Source organism: Clostridium neuense (assembly GCF_045310695.1).
In the GTDB taxonomy this organism is placed as follows: Bacteria; Bacillota; Clostridia; order Clostridiales; family Clostridiaceae; genus Clostridium_S; species Clostridium_S neuense.
Genome location: NZ_JBJIAA010000004.1, coordinates 235,448 through 255,727, shown reverse-complemented (window position 1 = coordinate 255,727; position 20,280 = coordinate 235,448). Strand labels below are relative to the sequence as shown.

Annotated in this window: 18 protein-coding genes; 16 read left to right on the top strand and 2 right to left on the bottom strand. The window is 31.1% G+C overall.

The features are described from left to right. Positions 1-88 precede the first annotated feature (88 nt). From ACJDT4_RS06360 to dhaM, 5 genes are all read left to right on the top strand, one after another. A complete protein-coding gene (locus ACJDT4_RS06360; protein WP_406786704.1) occupies positions 89-3,016 on the top strand; it encodes an insulinase family protein in 2,928 nt (975 codons plus the stop codon). Positions 3,017-3,101: 85 nt separating this feature from the next. Further along, positions 3,102-3,596: a flavodoxin family protein gene (locus ACJDT4_RS06355; protein WP_406786703.1), complete on the top strand. Its 495-nt coding sequence runs from the start codon at positions 3,102-3,104 to the stop codon at positions 3,594-3,596. A gap of 110 nt (positions 3,597-3,706) precedes the next feature. Then, positions 3,707-4,705: a dihydroxyacetone kinase subunit DhaK gene (gene dhaK / locus ACJDT4_RS06350; protein ID WP_406786702.1), complete on the top strand. Its 999-nt coding sequence runs from the start codon at positions 3,707-3,709 to the stop codon at positions 4,703-4,705. 29 nt (positions 4,706-4,734) lie between these two features. Beyond that, positions 4,735-5,361 (top strand): dihydroxyacetone kinase subunit DhaL, encoded by a 627-nt coding sequence (dhaL, locus tag ACJDT4_RS06345; RefSeq protein ID WP_406786701.1) that lies wholly within the window; start codon positions 4,735-4,737, stop codon positions 5,359-5,361. A gap of 41 nt (positions 5,362-5,402) precedes the next feature. Continuing rightward, positions 5,403-5,792, top strand: coding sequence for a dihydroxyacetone kinase phosphoryl donor subunit DhaM (gene dhaM / locus ACJDT4_RS06340; protein WP_406786700.1), 390 nt, complete (start codon positions 5,403-5,405; stop codon positions 5,790-5,792). Between the two features lie 526 nt (positions 5,793-6,318). On the opposite strand, the gene ACJDT4_RS06335 is transcribed toward dhaM, so the two are convergent. Continuing rightward, a complete protein-coding gene (locus ACJDT4_RS06335) occupies positions 6,319-6,771 on the bottom strand; it encodes a Fur family transcriptional regulator (RefSeq protein WP_406786699.1) in 453 nt (150 codons plus the stop codon). Between the two features lie 279 nt (positions 6,772-7,050). Between ACJDT4_RS06335 and ACJDT4_RS06330 the strand changes: the two genes are divergently transcribed. From ACJDT4_RS06330 to ACJDT4_RS06305, 6 genes are all read left to right on the top strand, one after another. Beyond that, positions 7,051-9,048, top strand: a complete 1,998-nt coding sequence (locus ACJDT4_RS06330; RefSeq protein WP_406786698.1) for a methyl-accepting chemotaxis protein — start codon at positions 7,051-7,053, stop codon at positions 9,046-9,048. Positions 9,049-9,320: 272 nt separating this feature from the next. Beyond that, on the top strand, positions 9,321-9,941 hold the full coding sequence (gene pcp, locus ACJDT4_RS06325) for a pyroglutamyl-peptidase I (RefSeq protein ID WP_406786697.1): 621 nt from the start codon (positions 9,321-9,323) through the stop codon (positions 9,939-9,941). Positions 9,942-10,143: 202 nt separating this feature from the next. Next, entirely contained in the window at positions 10,144-11,253 is a 1,110-nt protein-coding gene (locus ACJDT4_RS06320; RefSeq protein WP_406786696.1) for a glycoside hydrolase family 172 protein, read from the top strand. A 173-nt stretch (positions 11,254-11,426) separates the two neighbouring features. Further along, positions 11,427-12,584, top strand: a complete 1,158-nt coding sequence (locus ACJDT4_RS06315) for a glycerate kinase family protein (RefSeq protein ID WP_406786695.1) — start codon at positions 11,427-11,429, stop codon at positions 12,582-12,584. A 57-nt stretch (positions 12,585-12,641) separates the two neighbouring features. Then, positions 12,642-13,640 (top strand): 2-hydroxyacid dehydrogenase, encoded by a 999-nt coding sequence (locus tag ACJDT4_RS06310; RefSeq protein WP_406786694.1) that lies wholly within the window; start codon positions 12,642-12,644, stop codon positions 13,638-13,640. A gap of 22 nt (positions 13,641-13,662) precedes the next feature. Next, complete coding sequence (locus ACJDT4_RS06305; protein WP_406786693.1) at positions 13,663-14,847, top strand: pyridoxal phosphate-dependent aminotransferase; 1,185 nt, start codon at positions 13,663-13,665, stop codon at positions 14,845-14,847. Positions 14,848-15,252: 405 nt separating this feature from the next. Here ACJDT4_RS06305 and ACJDT4_RS06300 read toward each other — a convergent pair whose 3' ends face one another. Continuing rightward, positions 15,253-15,948 carry a Bax inhibitor-1/YccA family protein gene (locus tag ACJDT4_RS06300; RefSeq protein WP_406786692.1) on the bottom strand — a complete coding sequence of 232 codons (696 nt, stop codon included), beginning with the start codon at positions 15,946-15,948 and terminating at the stop codon, positions 15,253-15,255. 224 nt (positions 15,949-16,172) lie between these two features. Here ACJDT4_RS06300 and ACJDT4_RS06295 point away from each other — a divergent pair, with 224 nt between their 5' ends. The 5 genes from ACJDT4_RS06295 to ACJDT4_RS06275 all read left to right on the top strand — a co-directional run bounded on the left by ACJDT4_RS06295 (position 16,173) and on the right by ACJDT4_RS06275 (position 20,262). After that, complete coding sequence (locus ACJDT4_RS06295; RefSeq protein WP_406786691.1) at positions 16,173-16,445, top strand: acylphosphatase; 273 nt, start codon at positions 16,173-16,175, stop codon at positions 16,443-16,445. A 108-nt stretch (positions 16,446-16,553) separates the two neighbouring features. Beyond that, positions 16,554-17,348, top strand: a complete 795-nt coding sequence (locus ACJDT4_RS06290; protein WP_406786690.1) for a hypothetical protein — start codon at positions 16,554-16,556, stop codon at positions 17,346-17,348. A gap of 181 nt (positions 17,349-17,529) precedes the next feature. Continuing rightward, positions 17,530-18,108 carry a TetR/AcrR family transcriptional regulator gene (locus ACJDT4_RS06285; protein ID WP_406786689.1) on the top strand — a complete coding sequence of 193 codons (579 nt, stop codon included), beginning with the start codon at positions 17,530-17,532 and terminating at the stop codon, positions 18,106-18,108. Position 18,109: 1 nt separating this feature from the next. Continuing rightward, positions 18,110-18,907: a flavodoxin family protein gene (locus ACJDT4_RS06280; RefSeq protein ID WP_406786688.1), complete on the top strand. Its 798-nt coding sequence runs from the start codon at positions 18,110-18,112 to the stop codon at positions 18,905-18,907. Positions 18,908-19,206: 299 nt separating this feature from the next. Continuing rightward, a complete protein-coding gene (locus tag ACJDT4_RS06275) occupies positions 19,207-20,262 on the top strand; it encodes an HRDC domain-containing protein (RefSeq protein ID WP_406786687.1) in 1,056 nt (351 codons plus the stop codon). The last annotated feature ends 18 nt before the right edge of the window (positions 20,263-20,280 follow it).

The window sequence follows — 20,280 nt, the reverse complement described above, 5'->3', positions numbered from 1 at the left end:
ATAAGCTCTATCAATTTTTTTTGTAATATAAGTTACAAAAGTATGATAGAATTAGGTATAAGTTCTACAGAAAGATGGAGGAAAGTTAATGAAATTTAAAGTTGGTGATGTTTATTTTGGATTTAAACTCGAAGATGAAGTAAGTATAGATGAAATAAAGTCCATTGGAAGAGTGTTTACACATGTTAAAAGCGGAGCTAAGCTTGTGAGTCTTGAAAATGATGATGATAATAAAACATTTTCAATAACCTTTAAAACTCTTCCCCAAAACAATAAGGGAATACCACACATAATGGAACATTCGGTATTATGCGGTTCGAAAAAATTCCCTGTTAAGGAACCATTTGTAGAAATTTTAAAAGGATCGCTAAACACTTATTTAAATGCAGCAACTTATCCAGATAAAACAGTTTACCCTGTTGCAAGCAGAAATTATAAAGATTTTAGAAATTTAATGGATGTTTATCTTGATGCTGTTTTTTATCCAGCTATATATGAAAAGCCTGAAATATTTATGCAGGAGGGATGGCATTATGATATTGATGACAGCAGTGGAGACTTTGATTATACAGGAATAGTGTACAATGAAATGAAAGGTGCATATTCTTCTCCAGTATCGACTCTTTTGAGAACTGTAGATGAAACACTTTTTAAAGATAATATATATAAATTTGATTCCGGTGGAAAACCAGAAGAAATAGTTAAGCTTTCAAGGGCTGAGTTTATCAAATTCCACAGGGAATATTATCATCCTTCAAACAGTATAATATACCTTTATGGAGATATTAATCTTGACGAAGAGCTTAAGTTTATAAATGATGAATATTTAAATAAATTTTCCAAGGTAGATATTAAAAACAATATTGTAAAACAAGAAGCTTTTGAAAAAATTGCTGAAAAAGAAGTGGAATATTCTATATCAAGTAGTGAAAGTGAAGAGGATAAAACCTTTTTTTGTTTAAGCTTCTGCACAGGAAGTATTTTGGATGAAGAAATGTACTTTGCTTTAGATATTCTTGAAAGCATACTTCTAGGACTTTCTTCTTCACCATTAAAGAGAGCTCTTATTGAAGCTAATATAGGAAAAGATGTTTTTGGGGTTTTTGATAATTCTATTTTGCAGCCAACCTTCAGCATTATTTTAAAAGATTCAAATTTGATAGAAAAAGATAAGTTTAAAGACATTGTTTTTAAAGTTCTAGAGGATTTGTGTAAAAATGGTATAGATAAAAAAGTGATAGAAGCTGTAATAAATGCAAGAGAGTTTGAGATAAAGGAAGCAGATTATGAAAGTTACCCAAGAGGACTTGAATATAATGAAAAAATATTAGATAGAATGCTTTATGGGGGGGAGCCCTTTGAAAACCTCAAGTTTGAGAAAAAACTTAAAAAAATAAAGGATTCTGTAGAACATAATTACTTTGAAAAGATTATACAGAAATATTTTCTAAACAATAAACATAGTGCACTTATAACCGTAAAACCTAAGAAAAATCTTGAATATGAAACCAATAAAACTCTTTTGGAAAATCTAAGGACATTTAAGGATGGGCTTACTAAGAGTGAATTAGAAGAAATATTTAAGCAAAACAGGAAGCTTAAATTAAGAAATGAAACTCCAGATAGGAAAGAAGATTTAGAGAAAATACCTATGCTTTCAATTAAAGACATCAATCCTAAAGCAGATTATTTTGAAAGTGAAAAAATAAATCAAGATGGTGTTGATATTTTATATACGCCATTAAGCACTAATGGTATAAACTATATAAATTTATACTTTGATGCAGCTGTAGTTCCAGCACATATGATACCATATCTTTCAATGCTTTCTATTTTTATTGGACGAATGAATACTGAAAGATATGATTTTAAGGATTTGTCTAATGAGGTTAATATGAATGTTGGAGGTATGGATTTCAGCTTAGAGCCTTATTCGGATATAAAGGAAGTTGATAAGTATGTTCCTGAATTTGTAGTTAGAACAAAGGTTTTAAAAGAAAAAACGCATATGCTTTTTGAATTTTTAGAAGAGATAATAAATAAAACTGTATATGATGATTATAAAAGGCTTAAGGAGCTTATTGAAGAACTTAAATCAAGATTGGAAATGTCAATGCAAAGTAGGGCACATAGAGTTGCTTCAGTAAGATTAGGGTCATATTATTCTCAAATGTATAAATATGTAGATTTAATATCTGGTATAGAATTTTATAAATTTTTGTGTGAGCTTGAAAAGAATTTTGACAGAGAGAAAAAAAATATATCGGAGAAGTTAAAAGAGTGTGTAGAGCTTGTTTTTAGCTCAAATAATATGATAGTTGGATATGGTGGAGATAGAAGCTCCCTAAATGAATTTTTAAAGCTATTTAATGAATTCAAAAATAAGCTTAAAGCAAATAATATAGTTAAATATAAATATGATTTTGAACTTAAAAAATTGAATGAAGGAATTATCACATCTTCTAAGGTTCAGTGTGTTGCTAAGGGATATAATTTTAAGAAACTTAATTTTAATAATAGTGGAATTTTATCTGTTATAAAATCTATTGCAAGTTATGATTATTTATGGAGTAAGGTAAGAGTTCAAGGTGGTGCTTATGGAGCCTTCGCATCATTTTCTGGAAGTGGAAATATGAATTTGTGTTCCTATAGAGACCCTGGTTTAACTCAAACACTTGAAGTATATGATGAATTTTCTAGATATATTAAAAACTTTGATGCAGACTATAGAGAGATAACAAAGTATATACTTGGAACTATAAGTGGAATTGATATGCCTTTAAGTAATGCATCTAAATGTGAAAGAACAGTACTTCATTACATTGCTAATATTGATATGGAATATATACAGAGAATAAGAGATGAAATAATAAATGCAGATATTCAGAGTATAAGAAAATGCTCAGAGCTTATAGAAGCTTGCATGAAGGAAAATTATTTATGCGTTATTGGAAATGAACAAAAGATAAATGAAAATTCAGATAAATTCCAAAAAATAATAAATATTTTTGGATAATAATCTAATTATATCCATATATGCTATATGTGTGGTATAATGTTTATAAAATATCCAAACCATGTAAAATAATGGAGGAAACAAAATGGATGATACTAAGATTCTAGTTGTGTTTTTTTCAAAAACTGGAAATACTAAACAGGTCGCAGAAAGCATAAGCAAAAGTTTTAATTGTGATATAGAGGAAATTAGAGAAAAAACAAATAGAAAAGGAATATTTAAAACTATAATTGAAATTAAAGATGCTATTCTTGGTAACGAAACAACCATTTGTAATACTCAAAAGGATCCTTCAGAATATGATGTTGTTATAATTGGCACTCCCGTGTGGGCTTCACATATTACACCAGCCATTAGGTCGTACGTGAGTAAAAATAAGGATAAAATTAAATGTACAGCATTTTTTAACACACATGGTACAGATAAACCTAAAGAATTTAAAGTATTTAAGGATTTAGAGAAAATTATACCGAAAAAACCTAAAGCTTTGATGGATATTTCTAAGGCTGAATTAAAAAATGGAGATTATAAGGAGAAAATAGAGATTTTTAGAGCAGATTTAATAGAATATATAAAGTAAAATTGCCAACAATTAATAATTAGAGTTTATTTAAAATATAGCTATATATAAAGATTTATCTAACGTAAGGAGGATAAGTCTAATTTTTATAAGGTTTGGAGGAAATTAATATGAAAAAAGTAATTAATAATCCTGAAAATGTCCTTTCAGAAATGCTTATTGGAATTGAAAAGGCACATCCGGAATATTTAAAGAAGCTTGAAAATGCAAATGTCCTCGTAAGAACTGATTTAAGCAAAGAAAAAGTTGCAATTGTAAGCGGAGGTGGAAGCGGACATGAACCTGCACATGCTGGCTATGTAGGTAAGGGCATGCTTGATGCTGCAGTAGTAGGACAAGTATTTACATCACCTACTCCGGATCAGGTATATGAGGCTATAAAGGCAGTGGACAGGGGAAAAGGAGTTTTGCTTGTTATAAAAAATTATAGTGGAGATATAATGAATTTTGAAATGGCGAAAGACATGGCAGATATGGATGGCATAAAGGTTGAATCTGTGGTTGTAAATGATGATGTGGCAGTGGAGGATAGTACCTTTACTACTGGAAGAAGAGGAATTGCAGGAACTGTTTTTGTGCATAAAATTGCGGGGGCTGCTGCAGAAAGAGGGATGGAACTTAAAGAGGTAAAAAGGATTGCAGAAAAAGTTATTTCAAATGTAAGAAGTATGGGGATTGCCTTAGGTTCTTGTACAGTGCCAGCATCAGGAAAACCTAATTTTACACTTAAGGAAGATGAAATTGAAATTGGGATAGGCATTCATGGAGAACCTGGTATTAGAAGAGAAAAAATAGGAACAGCTGATGAAATGGTCTCGAAGCTTATGAAAAAAATCTTAGATGATATAAAAATAAATGAAAAAGATGAAGTAGCTGTAATGGTAAATGGAATGTGTTCAACGCCACTTATGGAGCTTTACATAGTGAATAAAAAGGTAAATGAACTGCTCAATAGTAATGGGATAAAAGTATACAAAACTTTTGTAGGAGAATATATGACTTCACTAGAAATGGCTGGATTTTCAATAACAATATTAAAATTAGATAATGAAATTAAAGAGCTGCTTGATGATTTTTCAGATACACCAGCTTTTAAAATCATAAAATGAAATGGGTATAAGAATGGGAGGCTTAAACTATGATATCGGGAGAAAAAATAATTGAAATACTAGTATCAATTGGTGATAAAATTGAAGAAAATAAGGTTTATCTTACTGAATTGGATGCAAGTATAGGAGATGGAGATCATGGTCTTAACATGAGTAAGGGTTTTTTAGCAGTAAAAGAAGCTTTAAAGGATGTTGATAGTAAAAACATAGGAGGTATATTAAAAAAAGCAGGTATGGCACTTGTATCTCATGTTGGTGGTGCTTCAGGTCCCTTGTATGGAACAGCTTTTATGAAGGCAGCAGTTATTGTAAATGATAAAGAGAGTGTAGGTATTGATGATTTTATAAATATATTAAAAGCAGCAATTGATGGAGTTGTTATGAGAGGAAAGGCTCAAGAGGGGGACAAGACTATGCTTGATGCTATTATGCCTGCGTATAGAGCCGGAAAAGCTTCCAGAGAAGAAGGTAAAGCTTGCAGTGAAGTATTGGAGGCTGTAAGTAACGCAGCACTAAAGGGAGCAGAAAATACTGAAAAAATAGCTGCGAAAAAAGGTAGGGCAAGTTATCTTGGCGATAGGAGTATAGGTCATAAGGATCCGGGAGCAGTTTCAGCTTCTATAATGCTCAAAACAATATATGACTGCCTAAAATAAAAGATTCAAAAATGCATAGGTTAAAAAGGAGTTGCAAAAATATGGTGGGTATAGTTTTAGTTTCACATAGCAATAAGATTGCAGAGGGAATAAAAGAAGTTTCTCTTCAAATGGCATCACAGGCTAAAATCGCAGCGGCTGGAGGAACAAGAGATGAAAGAATAGGTACAGATGTAAATAAAATTTTGGAGGCCATTCAAAGCGTATATTCAGAAGATGGTGTAATAATTTTATTTGATTTAGGAAGTTCATGCATGAATGCTGAAATGGCAATTGAATTTTTAGATCCAGATAAGCAAAACAAGGTTGAGATAGTAGATGCGGCCCTAGTTGAAGGGGCAATAGTAGCAGCAGTTGAAAGCACATTAAATAAAAATATCACAGAAATAAAGAACTCAATAAAGTCCACCAACCTACCAAAAAGAGCATAATCCTACACGGGGTTTGGGCGTGAGCCCATTATCCTTCTAAAACCCAAAGCAAGCACTCTTCAAGCAATGGCAGATAACTTAGAGATATAACAAAATGAGAATCACGGGGTTTGGGCGTGAGCCCATTATCCTTCTAAAACTCAAAGTAAGCACGCTTAAAGCGGCGCCCAAAAAGTTATATAGATAGGCAAACTGAATGCTTAAAATAGGTGATGTTAAAGTTTTACAAATATATTTTGGACGTTTTAATCAGCTGACAATGGGCAGAGAAAAATTGATAGTTAATAATAAATTTTTCTTTCACTTTTCTCAGATAAATCTTTAATTATAACTAATGATGCTTAGCTTGGCTAAGCGAGAGAAACAGGCAATTCTAAAAAATTGGCACCAGCATTAAGTTTAAGTCTTTCTATAGTGAAACGGAAGAAAGGCAACCTTCACTGTCATCTGTCAATTGTCAACTGATACATGCTGCAAAATAGAATTTAGCTAATTTGAATCTTCCAAGTTGGCTATCCATACCTTTTTATTTGTCTCTACAATCCTTACATAATCCGAAAAACTTTAATGAATGATTTTTCACATTAAATCCGTAAGTAGCTTCAATTTTACTTTCAATGTCATCCAGTAAATCCTCTTCTACATCGATAATCTTACCACAATTTGTACATATTAAATGATGATGCTGATGGGTTTCGTTTTCATGGATTATTTGATATCTTGCAATACCATCGTTAAGGCTTAATTTTGTTATTATTCCTATATCATTTAAAAGCAATACAGACCTATATACAGTTGCTAGTCCTATTTCTGAATGATCTTTTTTTACGTAGTCATAAATTTCCTCTACAGTCATGTGCATGTTGCCATTTGTAATGATAGCTTCTAAAACGGCCTGCCTTTGAGGTGTAAATTTAAATCCTTTTTCCTTTACTCTAAGTTCTAATTTGTTTATTTTTTCAAGTAAAATGTTATTCATAATGATTCCTCATTTCAAATAAATTTAATATGGAATTATTTAATATTATAACATTATTTTCAAATAATGCTTCAAATCTCAACAAAATTTATTCGAAAGTAAATATAAAAATAAAAAAATGGATAAATATAAATTTTTATTAAAGGATTTTTTTATAATAAGTAGAATATATAAATTAAGTTTTGAAAAATTTTATCAATTTATATTGAAAAATCAGAAATTTAAAAAAATTATGGCAAATGTAAGGTTAAAGAAAATTTATGTAGAAGAGGTGAGCCTATGAATAAAAAATCAATTAAAACTAGAATTGTTGCCTTTTTAGTAGTGGTTATTCTTATACTTGTGGCTTCTGTTGTAGTTGAAGATGTACTTAGATTTGACAAATATGTAGATGGAACTACAAATGAAGAAATTACGAAGTCATCTAAGATATTTATGAAAAAACTAGATGATATGAAAATAACGTCTTTTAGTGCAGGAATGCAATTAGTGCTAAATAAAGAGGTTGTTTCAGCAATAAAGCAAAAAGATACGAGCATTATATTAAGGACTCTGGAACCTCTAATTAATAATTCGGATATGGATTTTATTACTATTACAGATGAAAAAGGTGTTGTTTTAGCTCGAACTCACGATAAAAGCAAAAAAGGAGATAGTATTATAGAACAAACTAATGTGCAAAATGCTATTAAAGGAAAAGCAAATTCACAGGTGGAAAGTGGGACTTCTGTTAAATTATCAGTTAGGTCTGGTATACCTGTAAAAGATAACGATGGTAAAATAATTGGTGTAATATCAGCAGGATATAGACTTGATACAAACAAAGTTGTGGATTATATAAAGAAAAGCTTGAATTGCGATGCAACAATCTTTTTAGGGGATACAAGAATCGCAACCACTATAAAAAAAGATGGAAAGAGAGTGATTGGAACTAAGCTAAATTCTGATATTGCAAAAAAGGTTCTATCTGGAAGTAAATATATTGGGGAGGCAAATATACTTGGGAAAAGCTATGATACCTTGTATGATCCAATTATGGATGGAAATAATAAGATTTCAGGTATTTTATTTGTAGGAAGAGATAGATCTATAAGTGAGGGTTTTAAAAGAGATTTTATTAATAGTAATTTAATGATTGCAATCATTGCAATTTTAATATTTGGAAGTTCAATTTATATTTTTATTAACTTAAAGCTTTCAAAGCCACTTAAAGACATTGTTAAGCATTTTGATAATCTTTCTAATGGAAAATTTAATATTCCGGTTTCCGATGCTTTTATAAAGCGAAACGATGAAATTGGTGAACTTGCAAATGCTGTGGTTATAATGCAAAAGAATATTGGAAGTCTGGTTAATGAAATTGTAATTGATTCAGAGGATATAAGCGCATCCAGTGAAGAACTTTCAGCAACAGTAGAAGAATTTTATTCTATGATGCAAAATATAGATGCAGAGATTAAAAATATTGCTGTTACAGCTGAAGAAACCAGTGCTATATCAGAAGAGATAAATGCATCTGTAGAAGAAATTAACTCAAATGTAGAAAGATTATCAAGCAAGGCGGGAGAAGGAAATGAGAATTCAGACTCCTTTAAAGTAAGGGCTACCAAAATAGAAAAAGATAGCAAAGAATCTATTGACAGAGTTAAAAATATATATAATGATAAAGAAAAAAACATAGTTAAGTCTATAGAAGAAGTCAGTATTGTAGAAAAAATAATTGTTATGGTTAATACTATAAAGGATATTTCAGAAGAAACTAATTTATTATCACTTAATGCAGCTATAGAGGCTGCAAGAGCTGGTGAACACGGAAAAGGATTTGCAGTTGTTGCAGATGAAGTTAGAAAACTTGCTAGTCAATCTGCTGAGACTGTAAAAGAGGTAGAGGATATAATAAGTAGAGTCAAGTATGCATTTAATGATTTGTCAAACAATAGCAGCGAAATACTTAAGTTTGTTAAGCAAGACATAAATCCACAGTTAGAGAGTTTTGAAAAGTTAGGCAGTGATTATTATAATGATTCAAATTTTGTAAGTGAAATGTCTCAAAAAATTTTAATTATGGCAAAAGAAATAAGTGAGTCAATACACCAAGTTGGAGAGGCTATGGACACAATGACTAATAATACACAAATTTCATATAAGAATGTTGAGTCTATAGAAAGGAGTATAAGCGAAACCTCAAAAGGTATAGAGCAAGTTGCTTTAACGGCACAAAATCAAGCTGTCTTAGCACAAAAGCTTAATGAAATGATGCAAAAATTTGAAGTATAATGTGAAGTAACAATGCTTCGTCGCATTAAAAAAGTCCTATAAATCTAATTGGTGGCTTTAAGCGAGTGCTTGCCTGAGGTATGGAAGGATAAAGATCATATACGGGGTTTTGGATGTTTGTATTAGTTATCTATATATTAGCCAAACCTCGTGCATGTCTACTCGCTGGAAAGACATTCAGACAGATCGAAATATATATTGGTATTGACTAAATATGTTCTAACACTTTTTAATATGATAGTCCGATTAAACCCTAAGGAGGAAAATTATAAATGAAAAAAGTACTTATAACAGGTTTTGATCCCTTTGGAGGGGAAAAAATAAATCCAGCATTGGAAGCTGTTAAGAAATTAAAAGATATTGAATTTAGTAATATTGAGCTGAGAGTAAAAGAGATTCCTACAGTTTTTTATAAGTCAATAAAAATTCTTGAAGATACTGTAAGAGAATTTGAACCAGATGTTGTTATATGCATTGGTCAAGCAGGTGGAAGAAGCGAAATAACCGTTGAAAGAGTTGCAATTAATGTAATTGATGCAAGAATTCCAGATAATGAAAATAATAAACTGGTAGATACGCCAATAATAGAAGATGGTGCTGCAGCTTATTTTTCTACTATTCCAATAAAGGATATTGTTTTGAATATAAAAAAGGCTGGCATACCAGCGTCAGTATCAAATACTGCTGGTACTTTCGTATGTAATCAACTGCTTTATGGTCTTATGCATGTAATAAGTACTAAGTACAATAATATCACAGGAGGATTTATACATATCCCGTATCTTCCCGAGCAGGCTGCAAATTATAATAATCAACCTAGTATGAGTCTTTTAGATATGGTAAAGGCTTTAGAAATTGCAGTGAATGTTGCTGCACAAAATGTTTTAGAATAAGTTTTAAGATTTACCTAAAAAATAAAAGGTAAATCTTCCTTAATTGTTCTGCACTTAATATGGTTGCCTGAAATTAAAAAAAAATAATGCGTGAAAAATGTAGAAATTAATAAAAAATGAATGATTTTCAGACTTAATTATAGTAAAATATGTTATGTATAAAATTAAAATTATATATTACAGAGAAAGCGGAGGTAGTTATATGTTAAACAATCCATTTATTACAGGGTTAGGTTCTCTTCCTATTATGAATAACGGAAGAACTAGAACCATTAATGCAGAAAACCCTAAGGGAGAAAAAGGAAAAGGTGGTATGGCATCAAGTGATTTAGGACCTTCAAGAAAAGGATCACCATGTATAACTTTGAAACACGATAAAACGGTTACAATTGCGGAAATAGAAGGAACTGGAGTTATTCAGCATATATGGATAACGGTTACAGATAGAACATCTGAAGCTGATAGGTTTGTTTTAAGAGATCTAGTTTTAAGAATGTATTGGGATGATGAAGAGAAACCTTCAGTTGAAAGTCCGCTAGGTGATTTCTTCTGCTCTGGCTTTGGTTCTAGTGCTGTAGTAAACTCTATGCCTATTGTAGTAAATCCAACAAGAGGCTTTAACTGTTATTTCCCTATGCCATTTGGTAAAAAGGCTAAAATAACAATTGAAAATCAGCATGTCAATGACATAACTGGCTTTTTTTATCAAGTAGATTACTGCTTATACGATGAACTTCCAAAGGAAGCAGCATATTTTCATGCACAATGGAGACGTGAAAAAATAACTAAATTAAAAGAGGATTATGTAATACTTGACAATGTAAAGGGAAAAGGACATTATGTGGGAACCTACATGGCTTTAAGCACTCTTGAAAGATATTGGTGGGGTGAAGGTGAAGTTAAATTTTATATGGATGGTGACGAAGAATATCCAACGATATGCGGTACAGGAACAGAAGATTATTTTGGTGGCGCATGGAGTTTTGCAACTCAGATAAATGGAAAAACAGTAGAAAATACATACTCTACACCATTTATGGGATATCCTTTTTATAGAGATAAGGATGAAGATATTCATAATGCATATCATAACAATGACTGTATGCCAATGAGAGGAATGTATAGATGGCACATTATGGATCCAATTCGTTTTGAGAAAGATTTGAAGGTAACTATTCAACAAATAGGAGTATGTCATAAGGGTCTTTTTGAACGCCAGGATGATGTTTCCACTGTTGCATATTGGTATCAATCAGAGCCACATAATTTATTTAAAGAACTACTGCCTAAAGAAGAAAGATGGCCTAGATAATAGTAACTGAATTAAGTTTAAGAACATTACAATGAATTAGTATAATTTTTAGTTTTACTGGGATAACTATGTCAAGATGTGTTAACGGGTTAGCACATCTTGACATTTTTTATTCAAAATTATTTAAATGTGTTAATATTATTATAACAGCTTATATAAGGAGAGAATGTTTTATGAAGGATTTTACAATTGTATTGGCACCGGATTCTTTTAAAGAGAGCATGACTGCAAAAGAAGTCTGCTTAGCAATGGAAAAAGGAATAAAAAGGGTTAATAATAAAATTAATTGTGTTCATGTTCCAATGGCAGATGGAGGAGAAGGCACAATGCAGTCTCTTATTGATGCTACAAATGGTAAGGTATATTCAATAAAAGTAGTTGGACCTCTTTCAAATGAAGTTGAGGCTCAATACGGAATTTTGGGGAATGGAAAAGTTGGAGTAATTGAAATGGCAAGTGCTAGTGGAATTCATTTAGTTTCAAAAGAAAAAAGAAATCCATTAATTACTACTACTTATGGTACAGGGCAGCTTATTAAAGCCTGTCTTGATAAAGGCGTAAAAAAAATACTTATAGGAATAGGCGGCAGTTCTACTAATGATGGTGGAACTGGGGCTATGGAGGCGCTTGGAGCGAAGTTTTTAGATGAAACAGGAAAGGAAATAGGTTTTGGTGGTGGTAACCTTGGAAAGCTTGAAAAAATAGATTTGTCTAATTTGGATAAAAGATTAAAAAGTGTAGAAATTGAAGTTGCCTCAGATGTAAGCAATCCTCTTTGTGGTGAAAATGGAGCTTCTAATGTATTTGGTCCACAAAAAGGTGCTACAAAAGAAATGGTTGAAATACTAGACAAAAATTTAAAACATTATGCAGATATAATAAAAAAGCAGTTAAAAAAGGATGTTCTTGATATACCAGGAGCAGGAGCTGCAGGTGGGCTTGGTGCAGGTCTTTTAGCATTTTTAGATGGAAAATTAAAAAAGGGAATTGATTTGGTTATAAAATATTCAGGCTTGGAAGATAAAGTAAAGCTCTGTGATGTTGTTTTTACAGGAGAAGGAAGCATAGATTATCAAACTAAGTTTGGAAAAACGCCAATAGGTGTAGCGAGACTTGCTAAAAAGTATGATAAACCCGTAATTGCTCTTGCAGGGAAGGTTGGAGATAATATAGATGAACTATATGAAAACGGCATAGATTCGATATTTGGGATAGTGAGAGAAATTACTTCTATTGAAGATGCACTTAAGGCTGGAAAAGAAAATGTTGAAAAAGCTTCTGAAAATGTAATGAGGTTAATAAACTTATGTGAAAAGAATAAAAACATATAAAAAAATGTTAAAATAATGTATAATATAATAATAAATCGGTATTTGAAGAATAAGAAGGTGATTTATCTGAAAACGCTAGTACTTAGCAATAAAAAACGTGTTGAAAAGTATCTTGAATACTGCAGCATACCAAAGGGCATGGAGCTTATATTTATGGAGTGTTCCTGTAGTGATGATGAAATACTTCTTAAAGCAAAGGATGCAGATTTTATTTTTGCAGATGCAATAAAAGAGGTAAGCGGATATCTTATGAAAAATATGCCTAATTTAAAGCTTGTTCACTCCGAGGGTGTGGCATTTAACAAAATAGATATAGAAGCTGCAAAAAAGCTGAACATTTATGTTTGTAATAATAAAGGAGCAAATGCAGGCGCAGTAGCAGAGCACACAATATTTTTAATGCTCGCAATGCTAAGAAATGCTTTAGAAGGAGATTTAAAAGTAAGGGCAGGACAGCAAATTGAAACTAAGGAACGTATGATGCTTTCTGGGATTAGAGAATTAGCAGACTGTACGGTTGGCCTTATTGGCTTTGGTGCAATTGCAAAGGAAACTGCTAAGCGTCTTGTAAGCTTTGACACTAAAATTTATTATTACAGTAGAACAAAGGCAGCTGATGAAATTGAAAAAGAGTATAATGTTCAATATAAAGAATTAGACAAGCTTGTAAAAGAATGTGACATAATTAGTTTGCATGTTCCAGTAACAAAGGAAACAACTAATATGGTTGATAAAGCATTTTTAAGTAAGATGAAGAAAACAGCCTTTTTAATTAACACAGCAAGAGGAGAAATAGTTGACGAGACAGCTTTAAAAGCTGCACTTATAAAAGGTGAAATAGCAGGGGCAGGTATTGATACCTTGAGTCCAGAACCGGTAACCATAGACAATCCTCTACTAAGTCTTCCAGAAGAAGTTAAATACAAAATATTGTTTACTCCTCACATTGGAGGAACAACAGAGGGTGCTTTTCGCAAAATGCATCAAGGTGTGTGGTCAAATATTACAAGGGTTATAAGTGGTGAAAAGCCAATTAACATTGTAAATAGATTATAAAGTTTTAGGAGGAATTAAAGTTATGATATCACAAGAAATGTATGAATTAGGAAGTAAGCGTTCTGTAATAAGAGAAATTTTCGAATTCGGTAAAAAAAGAGCAGCTGAAGTTGGGGCTGAAAATGTATATGATTTTAGTATTGGAAATCCTAATGTTCCTGCACCAGAAAGTGTAAAAAGGGCTATTATTGAGATTTTAGAAGATGAAGATCCTGTGGCTATACATGGTTATACAAGTGCACAGGGAGATTTTGATGTAAGAAAGACTATAGCAGAATCTATAAATAAGAGATTTAAAACAAACTTTAACGCTGATAACTTGTATATGACAATGGGTGCAGCTGCATCTTTGTGCGCGTGCTTTAAAGCGATAGCAAATTCTGGAGATGAATTTGTAACTTTTGCACCATATTTTCCTGAGTACAGATGCTTTGTAGAAGCTATGGGAGCTAAGCTTATAGTGGTTCCCGCACAAATTGAAAATTTTCAAATAGACTTTGATGAATTTGAAAAAAGAATAAATAAAAATACAAAAGCAGTTATTGTAAACACTCCAAACAATCCTTCAGGAATAGTATATACAGAAGAAACTATTGTAAAGCTTGCAGATATACTTAAAGCTAAATCAAAGGAATATGGACATCCAATATACTTAATTTCAGATGAACCTTATCGTGAACTTGCCTATGATGTAGAAGTTCCATACCTAACAAAATATTATGACAATACTTTTGTATGTTATTCTTACAGCAAATCATTGTCCCTTCCAGGTGAAAGAATAGGTTATATAGTGGTACCAGATGAAATGGAAGAATCACGTAAGGTATATGCTGCTGTTTGCGGAGCTGGTAGAGCACTTGGTTATGTATGTGCTGGAAGTTTATTTCAAAAAGTAGCAGCAAAATGCGTATGCGATACTTCAGATATTTCAATTTATAAGAAAAATAGAGATTTATTATACGATGGTTTAATTAAACTTGGATATAAATGCGTAAAGCCAGAAGGAGCTTTTTATTTGTTCCCTCAGTCACTTGAAAAAGATGCCTATGCTTTCTGTGAAAAGGCAAAGAAATATAATTTGCTTTTGGTACCTGGAGATGATTTCGGATGCCCAGGCCATGTGCGTATTTCTTACTGTGTAACTACAGAACAGGTTATAAAAGCTTTACCTGCTTTTGAAAAGCTAGCAAAGGAATATGCAAAGTAACATCATTTTGGAATATTAAATAAAATTAATAAATCTAAGTGTCAAATTGAAAAATTTTCTCCGCTTCTCTACGAAAAATTCGCTGTAATCATGGTTGGTCAATAGAAATTAATAGCAATATATAGTGCTAAATTTAATTGGTTACAAAGATTCGCGCTTAAAATTCCGCAGGTACGGAGGAATTTTTTCCTTGCACCACCGTGGGAGCGAAGTAACAATGCTGAAGGAACAGTTTAAAAAAATCCTAATAAATATTGGTAAAAAAATCACAAAATACTTAGATATTTCAATTGTCTGAGCATTTTCTCAGCGAGTTATTGAAATATCTTAGGATTTTGTGATTTTTTTACCTTAGATTTATAGGATTTTTTTAATGCGACGAAGCATTGTTACTTCGCACTTTTTTTATCTTTTCTTCCCAAACAATCTTAAAAGATATAAGAAAAGATTTATAAAATCAAGATAAAGTGTAAGAGCACCAAGAATGCTTACTTTTGAAGTATAATCAGCATCCAAAGAGTAGTTTAAGGATGCAGCCATTTTCTTTATCTTTTGCATATCATAGGCCGTAAGTGCCACAAAAATTATAACACCTATAACGGATATGATCATAGAGAAAGCATCATTAACTATAAATATGTTGACGACAGAAGCAATTATTAGTCCTATAAGTGCCATAAAGCATAAATTACCTATGCTTGAAAGATCTTTTTTAGTAGCGTATCCGTAGAAACACATAACCCCGAAAGTTCCAGCAGTTGTTAAAAATACACTTGCAATTGAACCTAAACTATAAGCAAGAAATATCCAAGAAAACGTAATTCCATTTAATACTGAATATACAGCAAATACTAAAAGTGCAGTTTGCGAGGTCATTTTGTGTATTCTTCCTGATAAAAAAGCTACAATAAGAACTTCAGCTATAGCTAGGACGAAGAAAGATGACCTATTACTAAATAAAGCTTCCATTAAAGATGGAGAAATTGATATAGAAAATGCAACTGCAGCTGTAGTTAAAAGTGCAAGTGCCATCCAAAGGTAAACTTGACGTATAACGCTGCGCTCACGTTGTTTATCTTCATCTAATTTTAAATATTCCATAAAAAACACCTCCTAAATTTATTTCGTGCTTATATATTTTATCATAGTAAGCTAAATCTGACAAATAAATTTAATAAAAATTCATATTTAATTAAAATTTAATAAAAACTCAGTTTTATTTTGCGTATATATTAATTTTTATATTCAGCGATTTTATATAATAATATTATATAAAAAATGTTATAATATATGAAACATAGTGTTAATTTTTTGGGGTGAATTTTATGGAAAGATATTTAGTAAAAGTATGTGGAAGAGTTCAAGGAGTTGGTTTTAGGTATTTTGCGGAGTATACAGCAGCTTCCTATGATTTAACAGGGTATGTAGAAAATTGTGACGATGGAACGGTTAGAATGGAAATCCAAGGTCAAGAGCCAGGCATTAATGATTTTTTAGCCAAAATAAGAAAGGGAAACACCTTTGTTAGAGTAGATGATATGGTTACTAAAAAGCTTGATATTGATCCTAACGAGAGAAGATTTAGAATAAAATATTGAAGAATTTATTAATACATATAATTTAAAGCTTAATCATATAAAAATTAATTGGCATTGGTGCATATGGCGAATGTGTAAATGGGGACTCTTAATGGGAGGGTGAGGAAATTGGGAGATATAAATTTTAATATTGAGTACAATAGGAAAATGAAATTAATAGACAGCTTAAAAAGTGAAATTGCTATATTAGTAGAAAAGAGAGAATATTTAATAAAGGATAAAAAGCCTTTTTTAGAAAGTAAATATATGATGACTATAGGCAAGCATGAAAAAGAAAGATTAGAAATTGAAATAGAAGTTAGGGCTTTAAAAAGGGAGCTTTCGATAAGGAGGGCTGCTTTAAACAGAGGAGAAAAAGTGACAAGCGAAGAAATAAAAGAAGTTTTAAAGAAGGAACTTAGGCTTTGGCAGAACAAAATAAATGAATATGCTAATCAAATTAAAAAATCAGAGCTATTTTTAAAGCTTCCAAGGATGGATGTTGAAGAAACTAAAGAATTTAAGAGTTTATATAAAAAACTAGTAAAAAGACTTCATCCTGATTTAAATGAATTTAATGAAAAAAGTAAATTTTTATGGCTTAGAACCTGTGCAGCGTATAAAGATGGAGATTTAGATGAGCTTAGAACTTTAATATGCATAGTTCAAAATGAAGAAGAGGATGAAAATTATTTAGAGAAAAATCTATTACTTATAGATGATAAGATAAATGAATTACAGCAAATTTTTCATAACATTAATAATCAAATAGAAGAACTCCATAGTACTTTCCCTTTTACAATTGAAAAGGAAATTAGCAGCATTATTTGGATTAAAAATAAAGTTGATGAAATATTAGAAAATGTAAATATGCTTAAGAACAATAGAGAAAAATTACAAGTTGTACTCAGTGAATTTTTATAAATTATACTTTGGTGATGTTATAAATTGATAATAAGTTTTTAATTAAAACAAGTAATAATTCAATTGGAATATTATTTGAGATGCTGGCGTTAGAAATTTGCTGCCAGCTTTTTTATTTTTTGACAAATGAAGAGCTCTAGTTGTATAATAAAACTGAACAACGTTCAAAAACGGAGGTAATATGAAAAAATCAGAATTAGCAAAGGAAAATATAATTGCTGTTACAATAAATTTAATACAAGAAGCAAATGGTGAAGCTGATAAAATAACAACTCGTGCTATTGCAAAAGAAGCAGGTGTAGGAATAGGTTTAATTAATTATCATTTTGAATCTAAGGAAAAATTACTTGAAATCTGTGTTCAGAGAATTATTAGTGACGTAATTAAATCCTTTAAACCAGATGTTAACCATGAATTAAGTTCAATTGGCCGTCTTAAGAAGGTTACAAAAATGGTAACTAGCTTTTTAATTGAAAATTCTTCTGTTTCTAAAATTTCTATACTGGGAGATATGAATAGCCCTACTGTGGCAGATAATACAATGAAAACAGTTAAGGGACTTTTATTTTCTATGGAGGATTACAGTATTCCTAAAAAGGATAAAATGCTCTTAAGTTTTGGGTTGACATCTATTTTGCAAGCAGCATTTTTGAGGAAGGACACTATGAAGGAAAGCTTTGGATTTAATTTTAATGACAGAAAAGAAAGAGAAGCTTTTATTGATTTTATGATAGATAAATTATTTGGAGGAAAGCAGTGATATGAAAATACTAATAATCAATGGTGGATCAAGATTAGGAAATACGTGGAAGTTAACTATGCTTGTAAAAGAATATTTGTTATTAGAATCTAGTAAAGTAGAGTTTACAGAAATTCACTTAAAGGATTTAAATTTGCCCTTTTGTGCAGGCTGCAGTTCCTGCTTTAGAAAGGGGCATGTTTATTGTCCTCACAATAGCATTGTACAAAAAATCATGGATAAAATTGAAGAAAATGATGGTGTTATTTTTTCTGCTCCAACTTATAATCTCCAGATGCCTGCGCTAACTAAAAATTTTGTAGATCATTTATGCTTTATGCTTCATAGACCTAGATATTTTAATAAAAAAGGACTAGTAATTTCAACTACAGGAGGCGTTGGAGCGGGAAATTCAACAAAAAATATGGCGGGAACTATGAAAGGCTGGGGCTTTAATTGCTGTTACACTCTCCCAATAAGTGCAGTTAGCTGGAACAATTATGTAGAGACAGAAAAGCATAAAAGAAAATCAGAAGCTACTGCAAGGAAATTTTATGAAGATATTCAAAGTAAAAAGTTGCATGCTCCATCGTATGCAATTTTGATACCTTACAATTTATTTAGAGGAATGAGCTTTGATTATGTGAAGGAATCAGAATATGCAACGCAGGATGGAGCTTTTTGGCAGGAGGGAAATAGACTTAAAAGAGCATATGATGCCATTGTGCCTCTCCCTATCTTTAAAAGGCTTTTTGGAAATATGTTTTATTTACTTGGAAGGATTATGTCTAAGCATATGATTGTTACTTATAAAAAATAGTTTAATTAGCACTTGGCGGTGGTCAGGTGTGTTTTTTTATATTTAGTAAACAATAATGTAGAGTACTCCAAAAGAAAATAATGATAAACTTAGCTTTAAAACTGAAGTAGATGCTCCACAGTAGTAAGAATTTCTATAAAAATGCTAGTAATGATTCTAATTGTTGCTAGTATTTTTTAATAATAAAATATACAAATTTGTATAATATTGTAGTAAAATATAATTACAATATTTAGCAAGAAAGATAAAATGCATAAGCAGTCATTTGGATTATCATATGAATTTAGGGGAGGAATAATATGGGATTTTTTAATACACTAAAAGAGGTTATGACTAATAAGCCATCTACATTAAGAGAGCCTACTTTTCTTAAAGAATTTAATGAAAATAATGATAAGCTTAAAGCTTTGGAGGAAGTTTTGAAAGTTGCACCAGAGGAAAAGCATAAACAAATAGAGCAGGATATAAAATTATTGTCTTGCGGAATAGTGGGAGAAAAGAATGTTGCATTTGAACTTAAAAATAGCCATATGCCAATATTAATTTTGCATGATCTATATCTTAAGTATAAGGATCTTACAGCTCAAATCGACTTTGTTGTAATTAACCCTAGATTTTTGTTAGTAGTAGAATGTAAAAACATGGTTGGAGATATACAGATAACTAACAGCGGAGAATTTATAAGATATTTTAAAGGAGCTAATGGTAAAACGTATAAAAAAGAAGGAATGTATAGTCCAATAGTTCAAAATGAAAGGCATGTTGAGCTTATAAAAGATATATTGAAGGCTGAAGAAGAGTTTGGCGAGCATAGGTCTTCATTAATTAAGCATCTTGTAGTTGCGGCAAATTCCAAAACTATTATAAATAGCAGATATGCTAAAAAGGAAATAAAGGAGCATATAATAAAACATGATCAACTTATAAATAAAATGAAGGAATTAGTTGATGCAAATAAGGATGGATACTGGTTCACGGAAGAAAAGATGTATAGCATTGCAAACACATTATTAAAGCACAATAGTACATATACTTTTGACTATAATAAAAAGTATGGAGATTTATTTGATAATAATGAAAAACTTCAATTAAGTAATAAGGATATTATGCATGAAGAACCGATAGAGGAAACACCTTTGTATAAAGAACTTAGAAAGTATCGTTTAGATAAAAGTAGAGAGGAAAATGTTAAACCATATTTTTTATACAGCAATTTACAGCTTAAAGCTTTGGTTAAGGCTAAACCTAAAAGTGTAGAGGAACTTAGGAAAGTAAATGGTTTTGGAAATGTGAAGTGTGAAAGGTATGGTAAGGATATTGTTGAAATTGTAAATAAAAATTGCAGGAAGGATTAAGTTATAGATAACGTATTT

Excerpts from the sequence above, each read along its gene's own strand:
- ACJDT4_RS06360 (WP_406786704.1), top strand. The coding sequence starts at position 89 with ATGAAATTTAAAGTTGGTGATGTTTATTTTGGATTTAAACTCGAAGAT.
- ACJDT4_RS06355 (WP_406786703.1), top strand. The coding sequence starts at position 3,102 with ATGGATGATACTAAGATTCTAGTTGTGTTTTTTTCAAAAACTGGAAAT.
- dhaK (WP_406786702.1), top strand. The coding sequence starts at position 3,707 with ATGAAAAAAGTAATTAATAATCCTGAAAATGTCCTTTCAGAAATGCTT.
- dhaL (WP_406786701.1), top strand. The coding sequence starts at position 4,735 with ATGATATCGGGAGAAAAAATAATTGAAATACTAGTATCAATTGGTGAT.
- dhaM (WP_406786700.1), top strand. The coding sequence starts at position 5,403 with ATGGTGGGTATAGTTTTAGTTTCACATAGCAATAAGATTGCAGAGGGA.
- ACJDT4_RS06335 (WP_406786699.1), bottom strand. The coding sequence starts at position 6,771 with ATGAATAACATTTTACTTGAAAAAATAAACAAATTAGAACTTAGAGTA.
- ACJDT4_RS06330 (WP_406786698.1), top strand. The coding sequence starts at position 7,051 with ATGAATAAAAAATCAATTAAAACTAGAATTGTTGCCTTTTTAGTAGTG.
- pcp (WP_406786697.1), top strand. The coding sequence starts at position 9,321 with ATGAAAAAAGTACTTATAACAGGTTTTGATCCCTTTGGAGGGGAAAAA.
- ACJDT4_RS06320 (WP_406786696.1), top strand. The coding sequence starts at position 10,144 with ATGTTAAACAATCCATTTATTACAGGGTTAGGTTCTCTTCCTATTATG.
- ACJDT4_RS06315 (WP_406786695.1), top strand. The coding sequence starts at position 11,427 with ATGAAGGATTTTACAATTGTATTGGCACCGGATTCTTTTAAAGAGAGC.
- ACJDT4_RS06305 (WP_406786693.1), top strand. The coding sequence starts at position 13,663 with ATGATATCACAAGAAATGTATGAATTAGGAAGTAAGCGTTCTGTAATA.
- ACJDT4_RS06300 (WP_406786692.1), bottom strand. The coding sequence starts at position 15,948 with ATGGAATATTTAAAATTAGATGAAGATAAACAACGTGAGCGCAGCGTT.
- ACJDT4_RS06295 (WP_406786691.1), top strand. The coding sequence starts at position 16,173 with ATGGAAAGATATTTAGTAAAAGTATGTGGAAGAGTTCAAGGAGTTGGT.
- ACJDT4_RS06285 (WP_406786689.1), top strand. The coding sequence starts at position 17,530 with ATGAAAAAATCAGAATTAGCAAAGGAAAATATAATTGCTGTTACAATA.
- ACJDT4_RS06280 (WP_406786688.1), top strand. The coding sequence starts at position 18,110 with ATGAAAATACTAATAATCAATGGTGGATCAAGATTAGGAAATACGTGG.
- ACJDT4_RS06275 (WP_406786687.1), top strand. The coding sequence starts at position 19,207 with ATGGGATTTTTTAATACACTAAAAGAGGTTATGACTAATAAGCCATCT.